Source organism: Brevibacterium iodinum ATCC 49514, from assembly GCF_900169265.1.
Taxonomy (GTDB): Bacteria; Actinomycetota; Actinomycetes; order Actinomycetales; family Brevibacteriaceae; genus Brevibacterium; species Brevibacterium iodinum.
Window position 1 is genome coordinate 219,967 of sequence record NZ_FXYX01000001.1, and the last position, 19,315, is coordinate 239,281.

General features: G+C 63.2%; 21 protein-coding genes. 10 read left to right on the forward strand and 11 right to left on the reverse strand.

Annotated features, from left to right (window positions below; all coding sequences use genetic code 11):
* Positions 1–19: 19 nt before the first annotated feature.
* The 4 genes from BI49514_RS00980 to BI49514_RS00995 all read right to left on the reverse strand — a co-directional run bounded on the left by BI49514_RS00980 (position 20) and on the right by BI49514_RS00995 (position 3,181).
* Complete coding sequence (locus tag BI49514_RS00980) at positions 20–820, reverse strand: sulfite exporter TauE/SafE family protein (RefSeq protein WP_101543533.1); 801 nt, start codon at positions 818–820, stop codon at positions 20–22.
* Positions 821–835: 15 nt separating this feature from the next.
* Positions 836–1,642, reverse strand: a complete 807-nt coding sequence (locus BI49514_RS00985; protein ID WP_244195196.1) for a thioesterase family protein — start codon at positions 1,640–1,642, stop codon at positions 836–838.
* A 125-nt stretch (positions 1,643–1,767) separates the two neighbouring features.
* Entirely contained in the window at positions 1,768–2,310 is a 543-nt protein-coding gene (locus tag BI49514_RS00990) for an enoyl-CoA hydratase-related protein (RefSeq protein WP_244195197.1), read from the reverse strand.
* On the reverse strand, positions 2,300–3,181 hold the full coding sequence (locus BI49514_RS00995) for a LysR family transcriptional regulator (protein ID WP_101543534.1): 882 nt from the start codon (positions 3,179–3,181) through the stop codon (positions 2,300–2,302). Before BI49514_RS00995 ends, BI49514_RS00990 begins: the two co-directional genes overlap by 11 nt.
* Positions 3,182–3,260: 79 nt before the next feature.
* On the opposite strand from BI49514_RS00995, the gene BI49514_RS01000 reads away from it, so the two are divergent.
* The 6 genes from BI49514_RS01000 (at position 3,261) to BI49514_RS01025 (ending at position 9,930) form a co-directional block, all read left to right on the forward strand.
* The gene (locus BI49514_RS01000) at positions 3,261–4,196 is read left to right on the forward strand and encodes an EamA family transporter (protein WP_101543536.1); all 936 of its coding nucleotides are present in this window, start codon (positions 3,261–3,263) and stop codon (positions 4,194–4,196) included.
* Entirely contained in the window at positions 4,193–4,849 is a 657-nt protein-coding gene (locus BI49514_RS01005) for an NAD(P)-dependent oxidoreductase (RefSeq protein WP_101543537.1), read from the forward strand. The genes BI49514_RS01000 and BI49514_RS01005 overlap by 4 nt, the downstream gene beginning before the upstream one ends.
* Positions 4,850–4,946: 97 nt before the next feature.
* Positions 4,947–6,350, forward strand: coding sequence for an MFS transporter (locus BI49514_RS01010; RefSeq protein WP_101543539.1), 1,404 nt, complete (start codon positions 4,947–4,949; stop codon positions 6,348–6,350).
* On the forward strand, positions 6,347–6,988 hold the full coding sequence (locus tag BI49514_RS01015; RefSeq protein WP_101543540.1) for a GntR family transcriptional regulator: 642 nt from the start codon (positions 6,347–6,349) through the stop codon (positions 6,986–6,988). Before BI49514_RS01010 ends, BI49514_RS01015 begins: the two co-directional genes overlap by 4 nt.
* Positions 6,989–7,175: 187 nt before the next feature.
* Positions 7,176–8,186, forward strand: a complete 1,011-nt coding sequence (locus BI49514_RS01020; protein ID WP_062241436.1) for an aldo/keto reductase family protein — start codon at positions 7,176–7,178, stop codon at positions 8,184–8,186.
* Between the two features lie 292 nt (positions 8,187–8,478).
* Entirely contained in the window at positions 8,479–9,930 is a 1,452-nt protein-coding gene (locus BI49514_RS01025; RefSeq protein ID WP_101543542.1) for an MDR family MFS transporter, read from the forward strand.
* 54 nt (positions 9,931–9,984) lie between these two features.
* On the opposite strand, the gene BI49514_RS01030 is transcribed toward BI49514_RS01025, so the two are convergent.
* Complete coding sequence (locus BI49514_RS01030) at positions 9,985–10,536, reverse strand: TetR/AcrR family transcriptional regulator (protein ID WP_101543544.1); 552 nt, start codon at positions 10,534–10,536, stop codon at positions 9,985–9,987.
* A gap of 114 nt (positions 10,537–10,650) precedes the next feature.
* Between BI49514_RS01030 and BI49514_RS01035 the strand changes: the two genes are divergently transcribed.
* Entirely contained in the window at positions 10,651–11,166 is a 516-nt protein-coding gene (locus tag BI49514_RS01035; RefSeq protein ID WP_101543546.1) for a MauE/DoxX family redox-associated membrane protein, read from the forward strand.
* 10 nt (positions 11,167–11,176) lie between these two features.
* On the opposite strand, the gene BI49514_RS01040 is transcribed toward BI49514_RS01035, so the two are convergent.
* The 4 genes from BI49514_RS01040 to BI49514_RS01055 all read right to left on the reverse strand — a co-directional run bounded on the left by BI49514_RS01040 (position 11,177) and on the right by BI49514_RS01055 (position 15,612).
* Positions 11,177–11,323, reverse strand: a complete 147-nt coding sequence (locus tag BI49514_RS01040; protein ID WP_338063751.1) for an SRPBCC family protein — start codon at positions 11,321–11,323, stop codon at positions 11,177–11,179.
* A gap of 74 nt (positions 11,324–11,397) precedes the next feature.
* A complete protein-coding gene (locus tag BI49514_RS01045) occupies positions 11,398–12,501 on the reverse strand; it encodes a LacI family DNA-binding transcriptional regulator (protein ID WP_145996169.1) in 1,104 nt (367 codons plus the stop codon).
* 131 nt (positions 12,502–12,632) lie between these two features.
* Positions 12,633–14,282 (reverse strand): metallophosphoesterase family protein, encoded by a 1,650-nt coding sequence (locus tag BI49514_RS01050; RefSeq protein ID WP_101543549.1) that lies wholly within the window; start codon positions 14,280–14,282, stop codon positions 12,633–12,635.
* Positions 14,275–15,612 (reverse strand): MFS transporter, encoded by a 1,338-nt coding sequence (locus BI49514_RS01055; protein ID WP_101543551.1) that lies wholly within the window; start codon positions 15,610–15,612, stop codon positions 14,275–14,277. Before BI49514_RS01055 ends, BI49514_RS01050 begins: the two co-directional genes overlap by 8 nt.
* A 216-nt stretch (positions 15,613–15,828) precedes the next feature.
* On the opposite strand from BI49514_RS01055, the gene BI49514_RS01060 reads away from it, so the two are divergent.
* Complete coding sequence (locus BI49514_RS01060; RefSeq protein WP_244195199.1) at positions 15,829–16,428, forward strand: histidine phosphatase family protein; 600 nt, start codon at positions 15,829–15,831, stop codon at positions 16,426–16,428.
* Positions 16,429–16,516: 88 nt separating this feature from the next.
* On the opposite strand, the gene BI49514_RS01065 is transcribed toward BI49514_RS01060, so the two are convergent.
* A complete protein-coding gene (locus BI49514_RS01065) occupies positions 16,517–17,032 on the reverse strand; it encodes an SRPBCC domain-containing protein (protein ID WP_101543555.1) in 516 nt (171 codons plus the stop codon).
* Positions 17,033–17,048: 16 nt separating this feature from the next.
* Here BI49514_RS01065 and BI49514_RS01070 point away from each other — a divergent pair, with 16 nt between their 5' ends.
* On the forward strand, positions 17,049–17,387 hold the full coding sequence (locus BI49514_RS01070) for an ArsR/SmtB family transcription factor (protein ID WP_101543557.1): 339 nt from the start codon (positions 17,049–17,051) through the stop codon (positions 17,385–17,387).
* 17 nt (positions 17,388–17,404) lie between these two features.
* Here the strand turns inward: BI49514_RS01070 and BI49514_RS01075 are convergent, their stop codons facing one another.
* Complete coding sequence (locus tag BI49514_RS01075) at positions 17,405–18,628, reverse strand: MFS transporter (RefSeq protein WP_101543559.1); 1,224 nt, start codon at positions 18,626–18,628, stop codon at positions 17,405–17,407.
* Between the two features lie 110 nt (positions 18,629–18,738).
* On the opposite strand from BI49514_RS01075, the gene BI49514_RS01080 reads away from it, so the two are divergent.
* Entirely contained in the window at positions 18,739–19,290 is a 552-nt protein-coding gene (locus BI49514_RS01080; RefSeq protein WP_101544040.1) for a hypothetical protein, read from the forward strand.
* The last annotated feature ends 25 nt before the right edge of the window (positions 19,291–19,315 follow it).

Below are 19,315 nucleotides of genomic sequence, written 5' to 3' on the forward strand. Positions count from 1 at the left end.
GGCTCCCCCGCTCACACCCTCACGCCACGGCAACAACCACTCCGGCCGCAAGCAGCAGCACGAAGTAGCCCCAGGCGTGGAGGATCTCGGGGATCTTCGGCACTCGGCGGCGCAGGAACACGATGATCGGCAATCCGCCGATGAGCAGCGCCGCGGCCGCCACCAGGTCGAGCGATCCGACGATGCCCGGGGCGTCGATCGCTGCCGGGGTCAGGATCGTCACGAGCACGGCCGGGCTCATGATCACCAAGGTCAGCGGGTTGGCCAGGGTCGTGGCCACGGTCATCGTCGCCCCGGATCGGCGCATCATCGGCACCGTCATCACCGACCCGCCGACGCCGAGGAACGACGCCAGACCACCGATCGGCACACCCCAGACCGCTGCGATTCCGCGTCCGCCTTCACTGACCTCGCCGACCTCATCGACAACTGCAGCCTTGCGCCGGAAGAATCCGGGCCGGGCGAGCAGATCGATGGCAGTAGCCGCGATATACGCAACGAATCCCCACTGCAGCATAACTTCCGGAGCGAACCGTCCCGCGAAGGCACCGAGGCCTCCCCCGAGTGCGAGCAAGCCGAGCAGCCACCACCGCCCCTTGAGATGAGCGAGCGTGGATCGTTTCGTCGACACCGTCGCGACGATTGCGTTGACGAGCATCACCAGCGCCGAGGTGGCCGCCGCCACCCGCGCCGTGTCCTGTCCGAGGTCCGCATCGACCAGGGTGATGATCGGGACCGTGACGAAGCCTCCGCCGAACCCGAAGAGCACGGTGGTCAGGCCGACGAGGCAGCCGATGAGGACGAGCCCGAGGAGTTCCACGCGGTCAGGCGAGCCTCAGAGCCGGGCGATGAGCAACGGTTGGGTCACGGCTCCAACGTAGCCGATCTCGTCAGCCAGGTCGCCGTTGGCAACACCGCGACCATCGGGTCCGACATGAGTGCGAACGTTCATGTTCAGCCATTCGGACTTCGGTTCGCGTGCAAAGGTCAGCGACAGCGACGGTGGGATGAACGTCCACTCGCCGTACGGCACAGCCGCCGAGACGCCGTTCGCCGAGTCCGCCACGATGACGAAGCGCTGGATCGGGCTGGTGTCCTCCCCTGCGACGAGCGGGATGCGCGGACGCACCCAGACGTCGGCGGCTCCGAGTTCCTGAAGGCCGCCGGAGACGAATCGCCATTCGATGGCACGCCCGTAGCCCCAGTCAGGGCTGATGCCGGGGAAGTACTTCTGCTCCTGCGGTTCCGGCACCGAGGATGTGTCGAAGTTCGCAGCCACCTCGGCGCTGGATTCGGGTGTCGAGCGCATCCGCCACGCGGTCGCGGTGACGGCAAGACGGTCTTCGGCCCAGAGTTTGGCTTCGACGAGTTCGATGCGCTTTCCGGGTCGGACGATGGTCGCCTCGGTGCGGATCCGACCCTGCGGGATCGGCCCGAGCATGTCGATGGTCAGCCGGCCGATGCTCATCGCCTCGTCTTCGCGGATTTGTTCGACGGCACGGGCGAGCAGTGCCGCGGGCGGCCCGCCGTGCTGCATCCGCTCGTCCCACGGGCTCGTCGTGGCCCGGGTCGAGTCGAATTCGTTCTCGCCGCGAGGAAGGTAGAAAGCCTCGGGCAGTGGTGTGACCTCGTTGTCTGTCACGCGTTCTCCTCAATCGTTCGTTAAGTACTCAGGCTATTGTCTCTCTGCTTTCGCGGCGAACGCGAGTGCGAATTCCTTCTTGCTGTCGGCAATCGCCTCGACCTCGAAGGTGTTCTTCCACGTTCTCAGCAGTCGTTTCTGCTGGGCGATGACTGCACGGTCGGCTTCGTCCAGCCCATGAGGCGGTGGAGGTTGACCGATTCGAGCACCGAGGGGATGCCGATGCGCACCTCTGGCATCGAATACCAGGAGTCGCTGCTGCCTATGCGGAAGTCCGCGGCCGCTGCGATCTCGGACGCTCCGTCGATGCAGAAGCCGTCGATTGCGACGGCGACCGGAAGGTCGCAGTTCTTAATCGCTTCGCACACCTCGCCGAGGCGGCTGATCGACTCGTACGCTCGTTCCGCACTCGTATGTGCGAACTGCGCGGTGTCCATTCCCGCCGAGAATCCGCGCCCACCGGCAGAGGTGAGGAGAACTGCGCGCAGATCTCGTTCGCGCTCGCCTCGGTGAAGGCGTCGGTGAGTTGGCCCAGCATCTCCTCGGTCAGTGCGTTTGCCTGCGCAGTGTTGTCGATGGTGAGGGTGAGGACGTTGACGGTGCGGTCTTCTCTGATCATGCGGGGCTCCTGCCAGTGAGATTGTCGCTGCCACAACCTTATTCCGCATCGAGGCTCGCCAGGGCAGCCTCGATAAATGCCGTCGCGGCGGGACTCGGATTGAATTCGCTCCATGCGAGGTATTCGACGCGCTTCGGCCCGTCGGTCACGGGCACGGTGACAAGTCCCCGTCCCTTCGGTACTACCGCCGGGGCAAGCAGCGCAATACCGAGGCCCTGGACAACCAGGTCGAGCATCATGTCGACGAGCATCGATTCGAACGCGACAGTGCGGGTCAGTCCCGCCTCGGCGAAGGCCCGATCGGACTGCGAACGGCCGGGACTGTCCGAGGGGAAGTCAACGAATGTCTCATCAGTCAGATCAGCCAGCCGCAGCCGCTTGCGTCCGGAGAACCGATGACCGGGTCCGAGCACGGCCACGAGCCGTTCCCGTGCCAGAACGGCTTTCGCCACCCCCGTCGGCTCCACGTATTCAGGTAGACCGAGGACTGCCGCATCGAGACTGCCTGCTCGGATCCGTTCGATGAAATCGAGACTTCCGCCCACGCTCATGCCTATGCTCACCTGCGGGTATGTGCGATGGAAGCGGCCGAGCACCGCGGTGAGGTCGAGCCGTGTCACAGTCGGGATCGCCCCGACGCTCAGACTTCCTCGCATCTGACCGGTCGTGGCTACCGCCTCGGTGACGGTCCGTTCGGCGGCATCGAGAGTGGCCCGAGCACCGGCTACGAAAGCATGTCCGGCTTCGGTGAGTTCGACGCGTCGGCTTGTCCGGGCGAAGAGCTGGACACCGAGTTCGCGTTCGAGAGCTTTGATCTGATGGCTGAGCGCCGATTGGACGACATGCGTATTCTGAGCCGCTCGGGTGAAATTCCGCTCCTCGGCGACAGCGAGAACATAGCGCAGCTGCTGCAGTTCCATTTGTCCATGATCGCAGTTCATTAAATCAATGAAAACTATGTGTTGGACTCATATACCGTCGCAGGTCGACTCTGGAGGCATGACAACAGCGACTACTTCCGCACCACCGACCGCCTCCCCGTCCGGTCCACAGATCGGCACAACCCTGCTCACAGCACTGGCCCCCGCGGTATGGGGCACGACCTACATCGTGACCACCGAGTTCCTGCCCGCCGGCCACCCGCTTCTCGCCGCACTCGTGCGCGCCCTGCCGGCCGGACTCATCGGCCTCCTCATCGCCCGCCGCCTGCCCACCGGATCCTGGTGGTGGAAAGCCGCGGCTCTCGGAACGCTCAACATCGGGGTCTTCTTCCCACTCCTGTTCGTCGCGGCCGCCCGCCTGCCCGGCGGAGTCGCCGCGACGCTGGGTGCTGCCCAGCCGATCCTCATCACCATCCTCGCCGTCTTCGTCCTCGGCGAACGCCTGTCCGCTTGGCGACTGGGCTGGGGAATCGTCGGCGTCATCGGAGTCGGTCTCGTCGTCCTCGGGCCAGGCGCCGGCTTCGACATCGTCGGAATTGCGGCTGGCATCCTCGGTGCCGCCTCGATGGGAACCGGCGTCATCCTCGTCAAGAAATGGGGACTGCCGTCCGGCATCGGTCCGGTCGGCTTCGCAAGCTGGCAGCTCAGTGCCGGCGGGCTCGTCCTTCTCCTGCCCACTCTGCTCATCGAAGGCGTCCCTGCTCATGTCGACGTTCCGGGCATCGCCGGTTACCTGTGGCTGGGCGGCATCGGCGGGCTACTCGCATACACCCTGTGGTTCCGCGGCCTCGGTCGCCTGCCAGTCACCGCCACCGCCCTACTCGGGCTGCTCTCCCCACTGGTGGCCGCTGGACTCGGAATCGCCTTCGCTGGCGAGAGCCTCAACCCCGCACAGATCGCCGGCTTCGCCCTGGCTCTGGCGGCACTGGCATGCGGGCAACTCTCCCCGACAGCATTCACCCGCGCACGCACAGAAAAGGAGACCGCAGCATGAGAATCACCGTCATCGGAGCCACCGGCATGGTCGGGTCCTGCATCGTCGACGAGGCAGCTAATCGCGGCCATAACGTCGTCGCCGCCTCACGCCACCCGAACAGCACTTCCACCAGTTCGACCACCGCGACTCGACCCAGGGTTCAGCCGATGACTGTCGACGCTCGCGTCGCCTCCGACCTCGACATAGCGCTGACCGATGCCGATGCGGCCGTGCTCACCGTCCGGGCAGCGCCCGGCCAGACAACACAGTTCCTCTCCCTCACCGAGGCGGTGCTGTCCGCGACCGCACACGCGCAGGTCCCGCTACTCATCATCGGCGGTGCCGGACCGCTCCAATCACCGAACGATCCTGAATCCTTTGTCCTCGACGACCCGGAATTCGTCGCCGAGGAGTGGAGAGAGCTCGCCGCCGCCAGCGTCGCTCAGCTCGAGGCCTGCCGGAACCATTCGACAGACCACTGGGCCTACCTCAGCCCTCCGGCCGTGCTCGAACCCGGCGCCTGCCTCGGCGAGTATCGGCGCGGAACAACGGCTCTCCTGGTCGGGCAGGACGGACGCTCACGAATCAGCGTCGAAGATCTGGCCGTGGCCGTCGTCGACGAAATCGAGGTGCCGAGCGCCGAACGCCACTTCACCGTTGCCTCTCGCTGACCCGATGCGTTCTGTGCGGCCAGACTCACTCTTGTATCCAAGATGGATGCAAGTTAATGTGAGTGAGTCTTGACCACCACGACGACGTGAGACCACCATGACGAGCCACATCCGCGAACAGGCCAAACTCATCACCGCCCAGCTCCTCTCCGGGGCCGGCATCGCCTCCGGATATGCCGTCGGCGGACTGCTCGCCGAAGAGATCACCGGGCAGACGTCGATGGCCGGATTCGCGCAGATGAGCGTCATCCTCGGAGCTGGTCTCATCGCCTACCCTCTCGCCGTCCTCGCCGGTCGCTCCGGCCGTCGCAAGGCGCTGACCTTGGGGTTCGGAATCGGCGCACTCGGGGCGGTGGTCGTCCTCATCGGCGTCGCCCTCCAATTCCTCCCCCTGTTCATGCTCGGGATGATGATGTGCGGTTCAGCGACGGCTTCAGGCCTGCAGGCCCGTTACGCCGCCGTCGACCTCGCCGACCCGGCCGCCGCCGGTCGTGCCATGTCGCTAGTGGTGTGGGCAACGACCGTCGGCTCCGTCCTCGGCCCGAGCTTCACCGCCCCCGGTGCCCACCTCGGCGAGACGTTGGGCATGAACGGTCTGGCCGGGCCCTACCTCATCTCCATGGTCGCGTTCGCCCTGGCCACGCTGTCAGCCTCGACCCTGACGAAGTCCGTGGCCGCCGGCACCGATCACCCGGGCGAACCCGACCTCGATGATCCCAGCCACGACGGAGAGGCCACAACCGAGGCCAACGCCAGCGCCGCCTCGGCGAGGGAACCCGCCGCGCCCAACGGATCCACCGCCCAGGCGGCCGCCCCTCCCCCGATGAAACTCGGCGAAGCGCTGCGCTTCGCTCTGGCCCGCCCGGTGCCGCTGTTCGCGATGATCACGATCATCGCCGGGCAGATGATGATGACCAACGTCATGGTCATGACCCCGGTGCACATGGATCATCAGGAGTTCAGCCTCGGCGCCATCGGCATCGTCGTGAGCATCCACATCGCCGGGATGTACGCCCTGTCCCCCGTGTTCGGCTGGATGGCCGACCGGTGGGGCTCGGGCGTCGTCATCGCAGGTGGGGCCGGTATCTTCGTCCTCACGATCGTCCTCGGCGTCATCGACGCTGTGGCCCCGGAGTCGTCGATGGTGCTGCTGTCGATCGCGCTGGTCCTGCTCGGAATCGGATGGTCGATGTTCCTCATCGGCGGATCGTCCCTGCTGACCGCCTCGGTGCCGGCACATGCGAAGGTGCCCCTGCAGGGCGCATCGGATTCGGCCATGAACCTCGGCGGGGCCCTCATGGCAGCGATGGCCGGGTCCGTGCTCGGCGCCGGCGGGTTCCTCTGGATCAATCTCATGGCCACGTTCGTCCTGCTCATCGCCGTCGGATTCTCGATTCGGGCGATCCCGCTCATGAGCTGGCCGGGACGTCGCGCCTCCACCCTCACCGAGGATGCCGACCAGTCCGCTTCCGCCGCGGGACAGGACGGGGCGGGGAAATGAGCACGAAGACTGAGTCGATGAGCGCGGCCGAACGCGCCTATGCCTACGTTCGCGGGCAGATCCTCGATGGCGAGCATCCGCCGGGAACGATGCTCGGCGAGGCCGCGCTGGCCACCGAGATCGGGGTCAGCCGCACCCCGGTGCGTGTGGCCCTGGCCCGTCTGCAGGACGAGGGGTGGATCCACATCTACCCCAAGCGCGGGGCGATCGTCCAAGGCATCGATGAACGCACCGTTGCCGAGCTCGCCGATGCCCGCTTCGTACTTGAGACGACCGCGGTCGAACGCGCCTCCGAACCCATGCGGCAGCGCTTAGCGGAGAAACTCGACGGTCTCATCACACAGCATCGCGCCGCCTTCGCCGAGGGGGATGTCGCCCGGTTCATCGAACTCACCCTGGAGTTCCACCGTGGTTTCGTCGAGGCCGGGGACAACAGGGTCATGCTCGAGATGTATGCGCTGCTCTCCGACTGGCACCGGTTCACTCTGTTCATGAACAGCCGGCATCTCCTCGAGCGTTCGGACGAACTCATCGCCGAGCACGAGGCGCTCGTCGCACATCTGCGCGCCGGCGATTCAGCAGCGTTCGCGACGACACTGCAGGGGCATATCGCGGAGAATGCTGCGCCGACGCGCTGATGCGCTGATTCTCCGGGGCCCTCCTGCGCCGGCCCGACTCGACGTCTCCTCGTAACGGCACAGTTGAGGGTGAGCAGCCCATGTTCAAACATGGGCTACTCAACTCAAACTGGGCCGTGGCCAAATTCGCCCACCGCCGCCTCGCCGAGGGGTTCCCCACTCTGCCACCCGGTCGTAGGCTGAGGTCATGGAGCACAGATATCTGGGAAACAGCGGACTCAAGATCTCCGAGATCACCTACGGCAACTGGCTCACGCACGGTTCGCAGGTGGAGAACGACACCGCCACGAAGTGCGTGCACGCCGCCCTCGACGCGGGCATCTCCACCTTCGACACCGCCGACGTCTACGCGAACACCGTCGCCGAACAGGTCCTCGGCGATGCACTCAAGGGCCAACGACGCGAATCGCTCGAAATCTTCACGAAGGTCTACTTCCCCACCGGGCCCAAGGGACACAACGACACCGGCCTGTCGCGCAAGCACATGATGGAGTCGATCGACGGCTCGCTGCGCCGACTCGGCACCGACTACGTCGACCTCTACCAAGCCCACCGCTACGACTACGAAACCCCGCTGGAAGAGACGATGCAGGCCTTCGCCGACATCGTCCGCTCCGGCAAAGCTCTTTACATCGGCGTGAGCGAATGGAACGCCGACCAGCTGCGCGCCGCCCACCACCTGGCCAAGGAACTCGGCATCCAGCTCGTGTCGAACCAACCGCAGTACAACATGCTCTGGCGCGTCATCGAGGAACGGGTCGTCCCGACGTCGAAGGAACTCGGCATCTCGCAGATCGTCTGGTCCCCGATCGCCCAGGGCGCGCTGACCGGCAAGTACAAACCCGGCCATCCGGTCCCCGCCGGATCCCGGGCAACCGACGAGGACGGCGGCGGTGCGGAGTCGATCAGGAGCCGCTATCTTCACGACGACAAACTGACAGCAGTGGCAAAGCTCGAACCGATCGCAGCCGAGCTCGGGATCACGATGGCACAGCTGGCGATCGCCTGGGTGCTGGCCAACGACAACGTCGCCACCGCCCTCGTCGGCGCCTCCCGCCCAGAGCAGATCGCCTCGAACGCCGAGGCCGCCGGGGTCGCCCTCGACGCGGACGTCCTCACTCGCATCGACGACATCCTCGGCGACCTGCCGGAGACCGACCCCAACAAGACCCAGTCGCCGGCCACACGGCTGACCTAATCCCCTCACCGAGGCGGCCGACCGTCTTGATTCCGACCGCGGTCCTCCGGTGGGGCCACGGTCGGAATCATCCGCGGCGGCGGGTGTCCGTCACCCAACCGGGAGATGAACTCGACGAATCTCACACCGACCCGGGGCCGCCTCGGCGAGGGTGGTGGGTTAAACTGCATGAAGCGGTTATATAACCAAGGAATTTATTTCCGGGCGCGAAGAGGAGCCGAATCAGGACACCGCCTCGGGCGCGCTGACGCTGGTAGACGAGTAGAAACACAGACGACGAACAGGTGAGGGGATGCCATTGGCGAACGGAGACGACATTCAGAAGGACCCGTCAGAAGGCACTCCGGTCAACCGGAACCTGGTGCTTGCGGTTCTCGTCTCCGGCGCGTTCGTCATCATTCTCAATCAGACGCTGCTCAACACCGCCCTGCCGGCGTTCATGCACTACTTCGAAATCACCTCCGGTGCCGCACAGTGGGTGACGACGAGCTTCATGCTCGTCAACGGCATCATGATTCCGGTGACCGCATTCCTCATCGAGAAGTTCACGACGAGGGGCTTGTTCTTCACCGCGATGGGCCTATTCATCATCGGCACCCTCGTCTGCGCGATCGCCCCGGTCTATCCGGTGATGCTCATCGGACGCGTCATCCAAGCCTCGGCCGGCGGCATTATCATGCCGCTCATGCAGACGATTCTCTTCGCGATCTTCCCTGTCGAGAAACGCGGATCGGCCATGGGCACCTTCGGCCTCGTCATCGCCTTCGCCCCGGCCATCGGCCCCAGCCTCTCCGGCTGGATCGTCGACCACCTTCCGTGGCAGACGCTGTTCTACATGATGCTGCCGATCGCGATCATCGATCTCATCGTCGCCTATTTCCTGCTGAAGAACGTCACCGAACGCACCTTCCCCCGACTCGACGTCCTCTCGATCATCCTCTCCACCCTCGGCTTCGGCGGACTGCTGTTCGGCTTCGGCACCGCCGGTGACGCCGGCTGGCTCAGCGCCGAGGTGCTCATCCCGCTGGTCATCGGCGCGATCACGCTGACGTTCTTCATCACCCGTCAGTTCAAGCTCGAACAGCCGATCCTCGAGTTCCGCATCCTCCGCTACCGCATGTTCACGCTCAATACCCTGTTGGGCATGTGCGTGTTCATCGTCATGGTCGGCGGCATGATGGTCCTGCCGCTGTACATGCAGAACATGAATGACTTCTCGGCCATGGAGTCGGGTCTGGTCCTGCTTCCCGGTGCCGCGGTGATGGGACTGATGTCGCCGGTGACCGGTCGCGTGTTCGACGCCGTGGGCGCGAAATGGCTCGCGATCGCCGGCTTCGTCCTGCTCACCGGAACCACGTTCCTCTTCACCCGGCTGGAACCGGACACGTCGTTCGTCTACCTCGCCGTCGTCAACACGGTCCGCATGTTCGGTGTCGCCATGGTGATGATGCCGGTGACCACGGCCGCGCTCAACCAGCTGCCCTCGCACCTCATCCCGCACGGCACCGCCCTGAACAACACGCTGCGCCAGATCGCCGCGTCCGTCGGCACCGCGGCGCTCGTAACGATCATGGTCTCGGCCGCGCGGAACCCGGAGACCTACGGCATGGCGGGCCTGGTCCACGGCGCGAACGTCGCGTTCTTCGTCGCCGCCTGCGTCGGCATCCTCGGCGTCATCGGTGCGTTCTTCATCAAGAACTCCCACGGACTCGAACCAGGGCAGAAGAAGACCGCCGGCAAGTGATTCCGGGGTACCGCAGGTGCCTCACCGCCACATCAGCGGATCCGCCCCGACTCCTCAACCGCTCCTGTCCGCACCCTCAACGAGGTGGCCTGCCACGATGCGCGCCTGTTTGAGTGCGTCTTCGGACTCCACTGCGCCGCTGAGCACCAGAGTGGCGTATCCGTGGACGATCGACCATGCCGCCACCCCGAAGTCGGAGTCCGGCCCCGATCTGGTCGTCGCCACTCCGACCGAGAGCGCCGCCCACGCCCGCTGACGGGCCGCAGTCAGTTCGGCGTCGCCATCGCGGAGCAGCCGGGGTTGGAACATCACCGTGAAGTGGGATGGGCAGGCGAGCGCGAATTCGACATAGGCGACTCCGCGGTCAATGAGCCCGCCGTCTTCGTCGACTCCGGCCATCGCTTCCGCCAGACAGTCGAACCCTTCTGCCGCGAGGGCCGTGAGCAGACCGGATTTGTCACCGAAATGGTAAGTCGGAGCGGCGTTGGAGACTCCGGCTCGTTTCGCCAGCGCACGCATGCTCAGCTTGGCCACGCCGTCCTCGGCAATCGCCGAAGCGGTCTCCGCCAACAGAGTCCGACGCAGATCCCCATGATGATAAGTCACAGTCCGATCGTACCGGAGCTAACTTTTCATTGACAAGATACGCGTCGGCGGCCTATCTTTTCATTATAAAGATTCGCCGAGGCCGCGAGGCTCCGCTCATCGAAGGAGCCTCTCATGGCATCCTTGCTGTTTCTCCTCACCACAACTCTCGCCGTCTACGCCGTCGGGCGCTTCAACTCGGCGGCGGCCGAACATGGCCTCGGCACGTGGCCTGTGGCGATCAGGTTCGGGCTGGCCGTGATGTTCGTCGTCACCGGTGTCTCCCATTTCGTCGGCATGCGCGAGACTCTCATCGACATGGTGCCGCCATGGCCTCCCGGCGCGGCCGCGCTCGTCACCGTGACCGGGGCGCTCGAACTGCTCAGAGCCATCGGCCTGCTGCTGCACCCGACTCGCCCGTGGGCGACCGGCGGGTTGGGGCTGATGCTCATCCTCATGTTCCCGGCGAATGCGCATCTGGCGCTGACCGGCGAGAATCTGCCGTGGGACGATCAGTTGGTGCCACGCACACTGATGCAGGCCGTCTTCCTTGCCGCGGCCCTCGCAGTGCTCATTCCGGAGATCCGGGGGCAGCGCGGAGCGCACAGGCAGTACGCCCCGGGCACGGCGTCGAAGCCGTCCGCCCACTGACGCTCCGGGCTTATCTGTAATAGCCCTCGCGGAGGTTGATTCCGTGCTCGATCCAGACCTTGAGCGCCGAGAGCATTCCGGTCCAGCCCATGCAGTTGCCGAAGGCCCCCTGAGCTCCACCCTCGGTGAGCTTCCAGGACTTCTCCGTGATCGTCACGAGAGTCCTGGCCCCGTCGTCGACGGGGTGAAGTAGCGCGAGAGCTGTTCGAGGTCGGCGGGCAAGGGCCGCACTCACGCTTCCCGAAGTGGGCCGGTCGAGCCGCGAACGATGAGCTCAACGGGTTCCCGATGGTTCCCGAGTCCGGGTTCGGTGAGTCGCCGATATGCCTGGCGTCCCATTTCGCGAAGGTCCAGTCGGACCGTAGTCAGTCCAGGTGACAGCAGCGACGAGGTGGCGAGATCGTCATGACCGATTACGGAGATATCTCGACCGACAATGAGACCCAGGTGACGAATCGCATGATAGACATAGGCAGCTGTGTGATCCGAGTTCGTAATAATTGCCGTCGGACGTTCTGCAGTCGGCATTCCGAACACTTCGGACAAATGCTCTGTAAGGCCGTCGCCTCTCAGCGAAGCGTAGATGGGACTAGGCAGAACATGATGCTCCGAACACAGCTGCAGATACCGTGCCGTCCGGTCTCCATCTGGCATGAGCTGGGGCGGAGCAGACAAGAGTGCAATTTTTCTGTGCCCCATTTCGTAAAGATGGTGGAAGGCGAGATCCACTGCTGTCTCATCGTCCGGCGTCACATGAGGGATCTCAGGTGCCGCTGTGAGTCGCGCATTGACGATGGCAAGCGGCGCCGTCGGCTGCAGCTGTTGCCATAACCGGACGGTGGACGCATCACCGACGGGCACGATGGCCAGTCCAGCCGTACGGCGGGAAGCCAGCGAACGAACGTGCGCCTCTTCGCGCGCGGCATCAAACTGACTGTCCATCGCGAGAACCGATACGCCATCGCCTTCCGCTCTCTCCTGCATCCCCATGAGGATTTCGTTGAAGAACGGATTGGCGACGTTTCTGACAACGAGGCCCATAATCGTTGCTTTTCCAGTCCGCAGCTCGCGAGCACGCGGGTCTGGCTGGTAGCCGAGCTCAGCAGCAACATTGCGGACGTGTTGTCGAGTCGGCTCGGAGACTCCAGGACGTTCGTTGAAGACGAAGCTGACAAGGGAGGGAGATACGTCTGCCGCTTCAGCTACTGTCCGAACCGTGGGTCGACGGTTTGACGTTCCTCGCTCATTGTTCGGAACCATCCGTCGTCTGCCTCGCTCTATCTGTCGGTCCGTCGCGGTTCGCCGGCGGCTCAAATTCGGATCGGTGACTTTCACCGAGCTCCATTATCCCGGAAATCTGCCTGCCGACTTCTCGGTCGGCAGATAGATACGAACTCAGTCTGATCATTTAGACTCGGCACCGCTTTCTACACGTGCACTCCAGTGGCCGGCTTCGGCAGCCAGCTTCAAGAGACCCCCAATGCTGTAAGAAGCTCATTCGAGACTGAAACCAGAAGGTCCTGATTACGATCGGCAACGGCCCCTTCAGCGTATAGTCCACCGACAGAACCTTCGTCGTTGGCCGCGATCTCCCGGTGAAGAGACGCGAGATCCTCAAGGCTCAGGGTTCCGTCCGGTGTCGCCGGTGCCTGGGAATCAACCATCGTCGTCCGCATCCTGACCATCGACGGGCCTGCAGAGATCTCTATGCCACGGAATTGCACGGGCCATTCGGCGATGGAGCCAGTCGAAGCCTCCCAGAAACCGCCGCCTTCGCCAGGCCGAGGGGTGATTTTGTTGACATGGGTATGCCCCGACAGCCACAGTGCCACATTCGCAAAGCGGTGCAGAAGCTTTTCGACCTCGTCAGCAAGATACAGCTTCCCACGTCGGTCCTCTCCTGCCCCAGAGCCTGCCCCGAAGCCGTTGGTCATCGTAGAGAGACCATGGTGCGACGCGATGACGACCAACCGGTCGTCCCCGCCTCCGCTAACGGCCTCCCCGCTCTCGGAGAGATACGAGGTATGGACCTCGACGAGTTTCTCCTCCAGCCATTCGAACTGTCGCTGGTCCACGCACCCATCGACGTGCCCGGCGATGTTGGTGGTGTCCAGAACGATCATTCTCACTCCGGGAAGTTCGTCGTAGACGTAGTACGCGCGACCGGATGCTCTGTTGTCCTCGGTGAATCCGTGCCCCTGCGGAGAGCCGAGGGCGCAGAGATGTCTATTGACATACTCAGCCTTCGTCACCATCCGCCGCCCCGAGTCGCTTTCGATAGGATGGCTCGCCCCTTGAGAGACCCACGTCGGGTCCTCGACGTATGCGGACAGCTTATCTCCGCGGGGACCGGCATCCTCCGCTACTCCAATGGGCTTGGCTCGGCCAGTGAGAAAGTCGTCGTATCCGCGCGGCTCGGCGGAACGCCCCTGTACCAGGCAGTCATGATTGCCGAAGCAGCTCAGCCAGGGAAGCTTCAGGCCCTCGCCGTCAAACGGTTTGGCAGATGCCGTCAAGGCTCCCGCATGTGTCGGCAGCCCTTTCGTCTTCTTCCACTGGTCGTGCGACGAAGGCTCGGGGTTGTAGTAATTCTCGTCATCCAGGCCCACTGGCGCATCGCTGAAACCGCGTGTGCCAGCTGCTGGCTCGATTGTGCCGCCCGCGAGGTATGTGAGGAACGCATCGAGCTCATTCGACTGCGCCGAGTCTGTGTTATCCCCGGTTGTCAGAGCGATGTCCCATCGTCCCGGTTCCCTGGCGACTAGTCCGTTGATGGTGCGCACCGTCATTTCAATCGCGTGCGCCAGAAGAAACTCTTGTGGCCGGTAGGCGGGAAGCATGCGCGCCCAGTCTGGTTGCCCTTCGCGTCGTTGGAGGAACTCCACTCGACTCGGCGAGGCAAGGTCTGCGATCTGAAAGTCAGTGAAGTGAACCAGCCCGGCAAGCCGGACTTCATCGCGGGCAGGCTCTCCGTCTGGCGTCGCAGGCACCAGGTCATTGCGCACAGTATGCTGTTCACCGGAGTGGAGGTGGAGCCGACGATACGGCTCGGCCTGGTCGGGAACCAGAGTCGTTTCGACGGTGGTGATCACCTTAATGTCATCGCGCTCAGGCATGAGCAGGCTCCTCGAAGTTGATCTCTTCCAGGCTGCGGTTCTTCGTCTCCGGTGCCATAAACAGGCAGATCAGCAAGCCCGCGGCACCGACGGCGGCAAACACCCAGAGTGCCGCATTGTTCCCCCATGCCGCCACGAGGTTGGGGAAAGCCAGCACACCCAGGATCGATCCGATGCGGCTTACCGAGGTCGCCAGTCCCGAGCCCGTTGCACGCAGTGATGTCGGGAACAGTTCTGTGGGGTAGACGAAGTTGAGGATGCCGCCACCGGAGTTGGCGAAGAGTACGGCGATGCTGAAGAGGACAACGAGGAATCCGAAGCTCGGTCCGATGACAGAGGCCAAGACGATGAGTGCCACGGTGAGGCCGGCAAAAGAGGTGATGATGAGTGGACGTCGTCCCCAGTTGTCGACGAGATTCATGCCGATGATGGAACCGGCCAGTCCGAGGAGGGCAACAACTCCGGACCCGATAATCACACTGACGTGAGAGCCGTTGGTGAACGGTTCCAGGATGGTCGGCGTGTACATCGAGATGCCGTAATAGGCAGTGGCGTAGCAAAACCAGAATCCGCAGACGAACAAGGTCCGTCGACGCTGGACACCGACGAAGAGCTTTGCCGACTCGCCCGGCTTCGGCTGGTCACTTTCAGTGAGCTCGGCATCGGTCGGTCGTACACCGGTGACCTTTTCGACGACATTCTTCGCGTCCTCTGTTCGGCCGTGGGCGAGGAGCCAGCGAGGCGATTCGGGGAGCTGCACGCGGAAGATGAAGACGATGAGCGCGAAGACTGCTCCCACCAGCAAGAGCGCGCGCCAGGCGTAATCTCCCAGCGGCAGCACAACCAACCCGACCAGATATGCGGCGACCGCTCCGACGAACCACATCGCACCGAGCGACGTGGAGAGCTTCCCTCGCCCCTTCTTAGAGGCGAATTCAGAGACAATGGTCGCCGAGATGGGGTAGTCGGCACCGATTCCGATGCCGAGCAGGAATCGGAAGATGATGAGCTGCCAGACATCTTGTGAGAATGCTGTCAGGGCCGCAAATACGACGAAGGCGAGCAGATCGATGACATACATCGCCTTGCGGCCGAAACGATCAGTGAGATTGCCGAGTACGGCGGCGCCGATGAAAGAGCCTATGATCGCCGAACTGGTGATGAGGGACTTCTCGCCCGCACTGACATCCCATTCATTTGCAATCATCGGCAGAGCCACAGCGATGACCGTCAAATCGAAGCCGTCAAGGAATGTGCCGCCTGCAGATAGGACAGTCACCTTCCGTTGAAACCGTTTCGTCTGTGGACTCTCGAAGCCGTCAAAGTTCATGATCCGCCCTCTCTCGGGGATGGAAAACCACCAAATAGGTGATCGTCTGAAGTCTCGTAATCTCGGGGTCTAAATCGATTTAAACGCTACACTGGCTGTTGCGCGATGCACAATAGAATTTTTGCCTGAAATCCAATCGACTCCTGCCCTTCATTCTGGGGTCAGATGAGGACACATAATGTTCACGTTCAAGTCATGAAAGGACCGGAGGCTGCTGTGGACGACATCCTCAACAACCGCTGCAATCGACTGTGGGGACTGCGGCACGGAGAGAGCCGAGCAAACGTCGAGCAGATTGTTGTCAGCCGCCCAGGCCGTCTTGCCTTCGAGTGGGCCTCGCTGACCGACCGGGGAAGGCAACAAGCAGAAGAGACCGCCCGAAACAATCGAATGCCCTCGGGCTCGCTTCTGATCACCAGTGATTTTGCGCGCGCCCACGAAACCGCTCAGATAGCAGCCACGGCCTGGGGAACCCGTCCCGTAAGGATCGATACGCGCTTACGAGAGAGGGATTTCGGTTCCCTCGAAGATGGCCCGGCAGCTCGATATGACGAGGTGTGGGCAGCAGATTCCGAAAATCGAGGCTGGCCCGACGGCGTTGAGACTCCGCAACATGTCGCCGCGCGGACTCGTGCACTTATCGAGTCACTCATTGACGATCCCGAAAATGAAGCTTCTGAAATCGTCCTCGTGGCTCATGGCGACGTACTGCAAATCATGGAAGCCTGGCTGAAGGGACTCGACCCGTCACAGCATCGCTCGCTTCCCCACCTTCGCAACGCCGAACTTCGCCTTCTCACTCCAACTAAGGTATAAGTTCGAAGAATCCAAGAATGCGCCTTGGAGGTTCAGCCTCGGCTTCGACCTGATTACGTTAAGGAACTTGGCAAGAGTTCGGATCAGCTCACTTGTAGTAGCCCTCGCGGAGGTTGATTCCGTGCTCAATCCAGACCTTGAGTGCCGAGAGCATTCCGGTCCAACCCATGCAGTTACCGAAGGCGCCTTGAGCTCCGCCCTCGGTGAGCTTCCAGGACTTTTCTGTGATCGTCACGAGGGTCCGTGCCCCGTCGTCGACGGGAGCGAACTCGAAGGTTGTTGTCGTGTCCTTGTCCACGGAGTCGTCGGACCCCTCCCAGCGGATGACGATCTTCTCGTCCTGGATGTTCTCGACGACTTCGACGGGGAATCGACCCGGAAAGTCAGCGAAATCCCATGTCACCTCTGCCCCGGCTTCCAGGCGGCCCTGGGCGCCGCCGGTCGTGAAGTAGTGCGAGAGCTGCTCGGGATCGGCAACTGCCTCATAGGTTTCATGCGGAGTCTTCGAGATATAGCCGGTGACGGTGAAGGACAACTCCTCCAGTGGGCGGGACTGATCGGCCTGCTCGGCGGGTGTGTTCTGAGTGCTCTGCTCATCTGTCATGTGATATTTTTACCACATGTCACAGGTGGAGGGAACAGGTTCGGACGAATCCGATGACGCGGTGTTCAAAGCACTAGCCAACCTCACACGGCGACGCATCCTCGACCTGCTCCGGACTCAACCGCGCACGACCGGTGAGGTCTGCGAAGCGTTTTCCGACCTCGACCGCACGACAGTGCTGCAGCATATTCGCGTGCTCGAAGGCGCCGAGCTGGTCACCGGCCGCAAGGAAGGACGCACCCGCCTGCTGGCCCTGGCGCCGCTGCCGATCAAACGAATCCACGATCGATGGATCGGCGAGTACACGCGTGCGGCCGTCGGCCTGTTGGCGCAGCTCGATGAGGATTCGCCGTGATGACCGGCTCAGCCGTCTCAGTTGTTCCGCGTCTGCAGAGTCCGTGCGATCCATGACAGTGCTCCCGCGAACAGCAGAACAAGGGCACACACCAAGAAGGTCGATGAAGACCCGAGATAGGTGAAACCGAGTCCGCCGACCACGCCGGCGATGGCCAGGCCGATGTCGAAGTTCATATTCCAGGCGACGCTGGCCCGGCTCGGCGAGCTGACCGAGGCGAAGGCCATGACGAGGCTCGCCGACTGCATGGCGCCCAGCCCGAGACCGATGATGAGCATTGCGACGAACAGCGTTGCGTCATAGGATACGACGGCGCAGACCAATCCGATCGCGGTCAGGACGAGACCCAAGATATTGAGCGCGAACGGCGGTAAATGGTCCGCAATCGCTCCGACGACGAAGCGGCCGATAACCGCCGATACCTGCATACCCGCGATGAACAGCGCCGCCACCGCGACGTCCTCGCCCGGCCCGAAGCCGATGATGATCCCGAAGACGATCATGCCGATGAGGAACGGCGAGAGCATGAGGATGAGCCCGAAGACCTCCCCCGCCCGGCGCCCCACCTTCCGCAGGCTCCTTTTCTCATTGTGTCCGGGCCGAACCCCGACAGTCTCATTGCCGCGCGCCGAATCTCCCGCATCGTCTTTTCCTCGCCGAGGCGACCGCCCGGGCACATATTTGAGCACCGTGGGGATGGCCAACAGCAGACAGGCGCAGACGATGATGCGGAAGATCCAGATCGGAATCGTCTCGACCAACCACAGTCCCAGCGGCGCCCCGACGGCTGATGCCAAGGAGGTGATTCCACCGAAGAAGCCCAGTGCCTTGCCGATCCGCCCCGGTGCGGTCGTACCCGGAACCGCCGCATTGGCGAGGACGACGAAGAGTCCGAACCCGACGCCTCCGCAGAGTCCGGCGAGGACGAGCGCCAACAGCGGCGGGGAGACGAAGAGACCCAGGAGTTGGCCGAGGAACTGCAGTACGAGAGCCATCAGCAGCGATGCCTTGAAGCCGAAGACCCGGCCGGCCCACGGAGCGAAGGGCTGGGCGACGATGACACCGATCATCATCGTCGTCAGCACGGACCCTCCGGTGACGGTCGACAGTCCGTCCGTCGCGGCGATCGTCACCATCGTCGAATAGCTGAAGAAGAAGGCGGAGAACCCGAACATCGCCGACCACACCAGACCCAGCAGGGCTGGGGTGTACGTCGCCTGAGGCTGGGGATCGGGGCTCATAGTCCGAGGTTACGACATCGGCACTGCATCTGCCGTGTCCGAACCGTTCGCCTTCCTTCCGAGCAATAACTGTTCACCTGCGCGTCAGAATGGTCGTCTACCATCGGCCCATGACCTCATCGGAACTGAACCGCGAAGCCCCCAGCGGCACCGTCGACACCGCATTCGTCCTCAAGTTCGAACCGCTCTATGTGCTCACGGACCTCGAATCGGAGATCTTCAGCGAAGTCGGTCCGAAGACGAAGGTCCGCGAATCGTTCAAACGCAAACACTTCCTCAAGGTCGCCGAGTGGAAGGCCATCGGAGTCCTGTCGGGTCTCGAGGAGCTCTCGTCCGATGACATCGACTTCGTCACCGGCGTCGCTCTCGACGAGGACACACCCAATCGCTTCCGTCTTCCTCTGCTCCAGATGCTGCCCGGAGTGGGAATCCCGATGGCGAGCACTCTGCTCACCGTGGTGAATCCGAAGAAGTTCTCCATCATGGATTCCCGGGCGCTGACGGTGCTGCACGACTTCAATCTCGTGCCCACGGACAACCCGTCGCACATGGATTACCAGACCTACCGCAAACTCATGAAGTCCCTGGCCAAGGGCGCCAATTGTGCGCCGATCGATCTGTATCGGGCACTCATCGCCTATTCGCGACAGGATCAGGACTGAGTCTTCGGTATCAGGACGCGGTTCG

What these genes read in the sequence shown, in the direction of transcription:
- BI49514_RS00995 (WP_101543534.1), bottom strand. Translation starts at nt 3,181, where the DNA reads ATGGAACTGCAGCAGCTGCGCTATGTTCTCGCTGTCGCCGAGGAGCGG.
- BI49514_RS01020 (WP_062241436.1), top strand. Translation starts at nt 7,176, where the DNA reads ATGGAGCACAGATATCTGGGAAACAGCGGACTCAAGATCTCCGAGATC.
- BI49514_RS01010 (WP_101543539.1), top strand. Translation starts at nt 4,947, where the DNA reads ATGACGAGCCACATCCGCGAACAGGCCAAACTCATCACCGCCCAGCTC.
- BI49514_RS01080 (WP_101544040.1), top strand. Translation starts at nt 18,739, where the DNA reads ATGACCTCATCGGAACTGAACCGCGAAGCCCCCAGCGGCACCGTCGAC.
- BI49514_RS00990 (WP_244195197.1), bottom strand. Translation starts at nt 2,310, where the DNA reads ATGCGGAATAAGGTTGTGGCAGCGACAATCTCACTGGCAGGAGCCCCG.
- BI49514_RS01015 (WP_101543540.1), top strand. Translation starts at nt 6,347, where the DNA reads ATGAGCACGAAGACTGAGTCGATGAGCGCGGCCGAACGCGCCTATGCC.
- BI49514_RS01055 (WP_101543551.1), bottom strand. Translation starts at nt 15,612, where the DNA reads ATGAACTTTGACGGCTTCGAGAGTCCACAGACGAAACGGTTTCAACGG.
- BI49514_RS01065 (WP_101543555.1), bottom strand. Translation starts at nt 17,032, where the DNA reads ATGACAGATGAGCAGAGCACTCAGAACACACCCGCCGAGCAGGCCGAT.
- BI49514_RS01075 (WP_101543559.1), bottom strand. Translation starts at nt 18,628, where the DNA reads ATGAGCCCCGATCCCCAGCCTCAGGCGACGTACACCCCAGCCCTGCTG.
- BI49514_RS01050 (WP_101543549.1), bottom strand. Translation starts at nt 14,282, where the DNA reads ATGCCTGAGCGCGATGACATTAAGGTGATCACCACCGTCGAAACGACT.
- BI49514_RS01000 (WP_101543536.1), top strand. Translation starts at nt 3,261, where the DNA reads ATGACAACAGCGACTACTTCCGCACCACCGACCGCCTCCCCGTCCGGT.
- BI49514_RS01035 (WP_101543546.1), top strand. Translation starts at nt 10,651, where the DNA reads ATGGCATCCTTGCTGTTTCTCCTCACCACAACTCTCGCCGTCTACGCC.
- BI49514_RS01070 (WP_101543557.1), top strand. Translation starts at nt 17,049, where the DNA reads ATGTCACAGGTGGAGGGAACAGGTTCGGACGAATCCGATGACGCGGTG.
- BI49514_RS01005 (WP_101543537.1), top strand. Translation starts at nt 4,193, where the DNA reads ATGAGAATCACCGTCATCGGAGCCACCGGCATGGTCGGGTCCTGCATC.
- BI49514_RS01025 (WP_101543542.1), top strand. Translation starts at nt 8,479, where the DNA reads ATGCCATTGGCGAACGGAGACGACATTCAGAAGGACCCGTCAGAAGGC.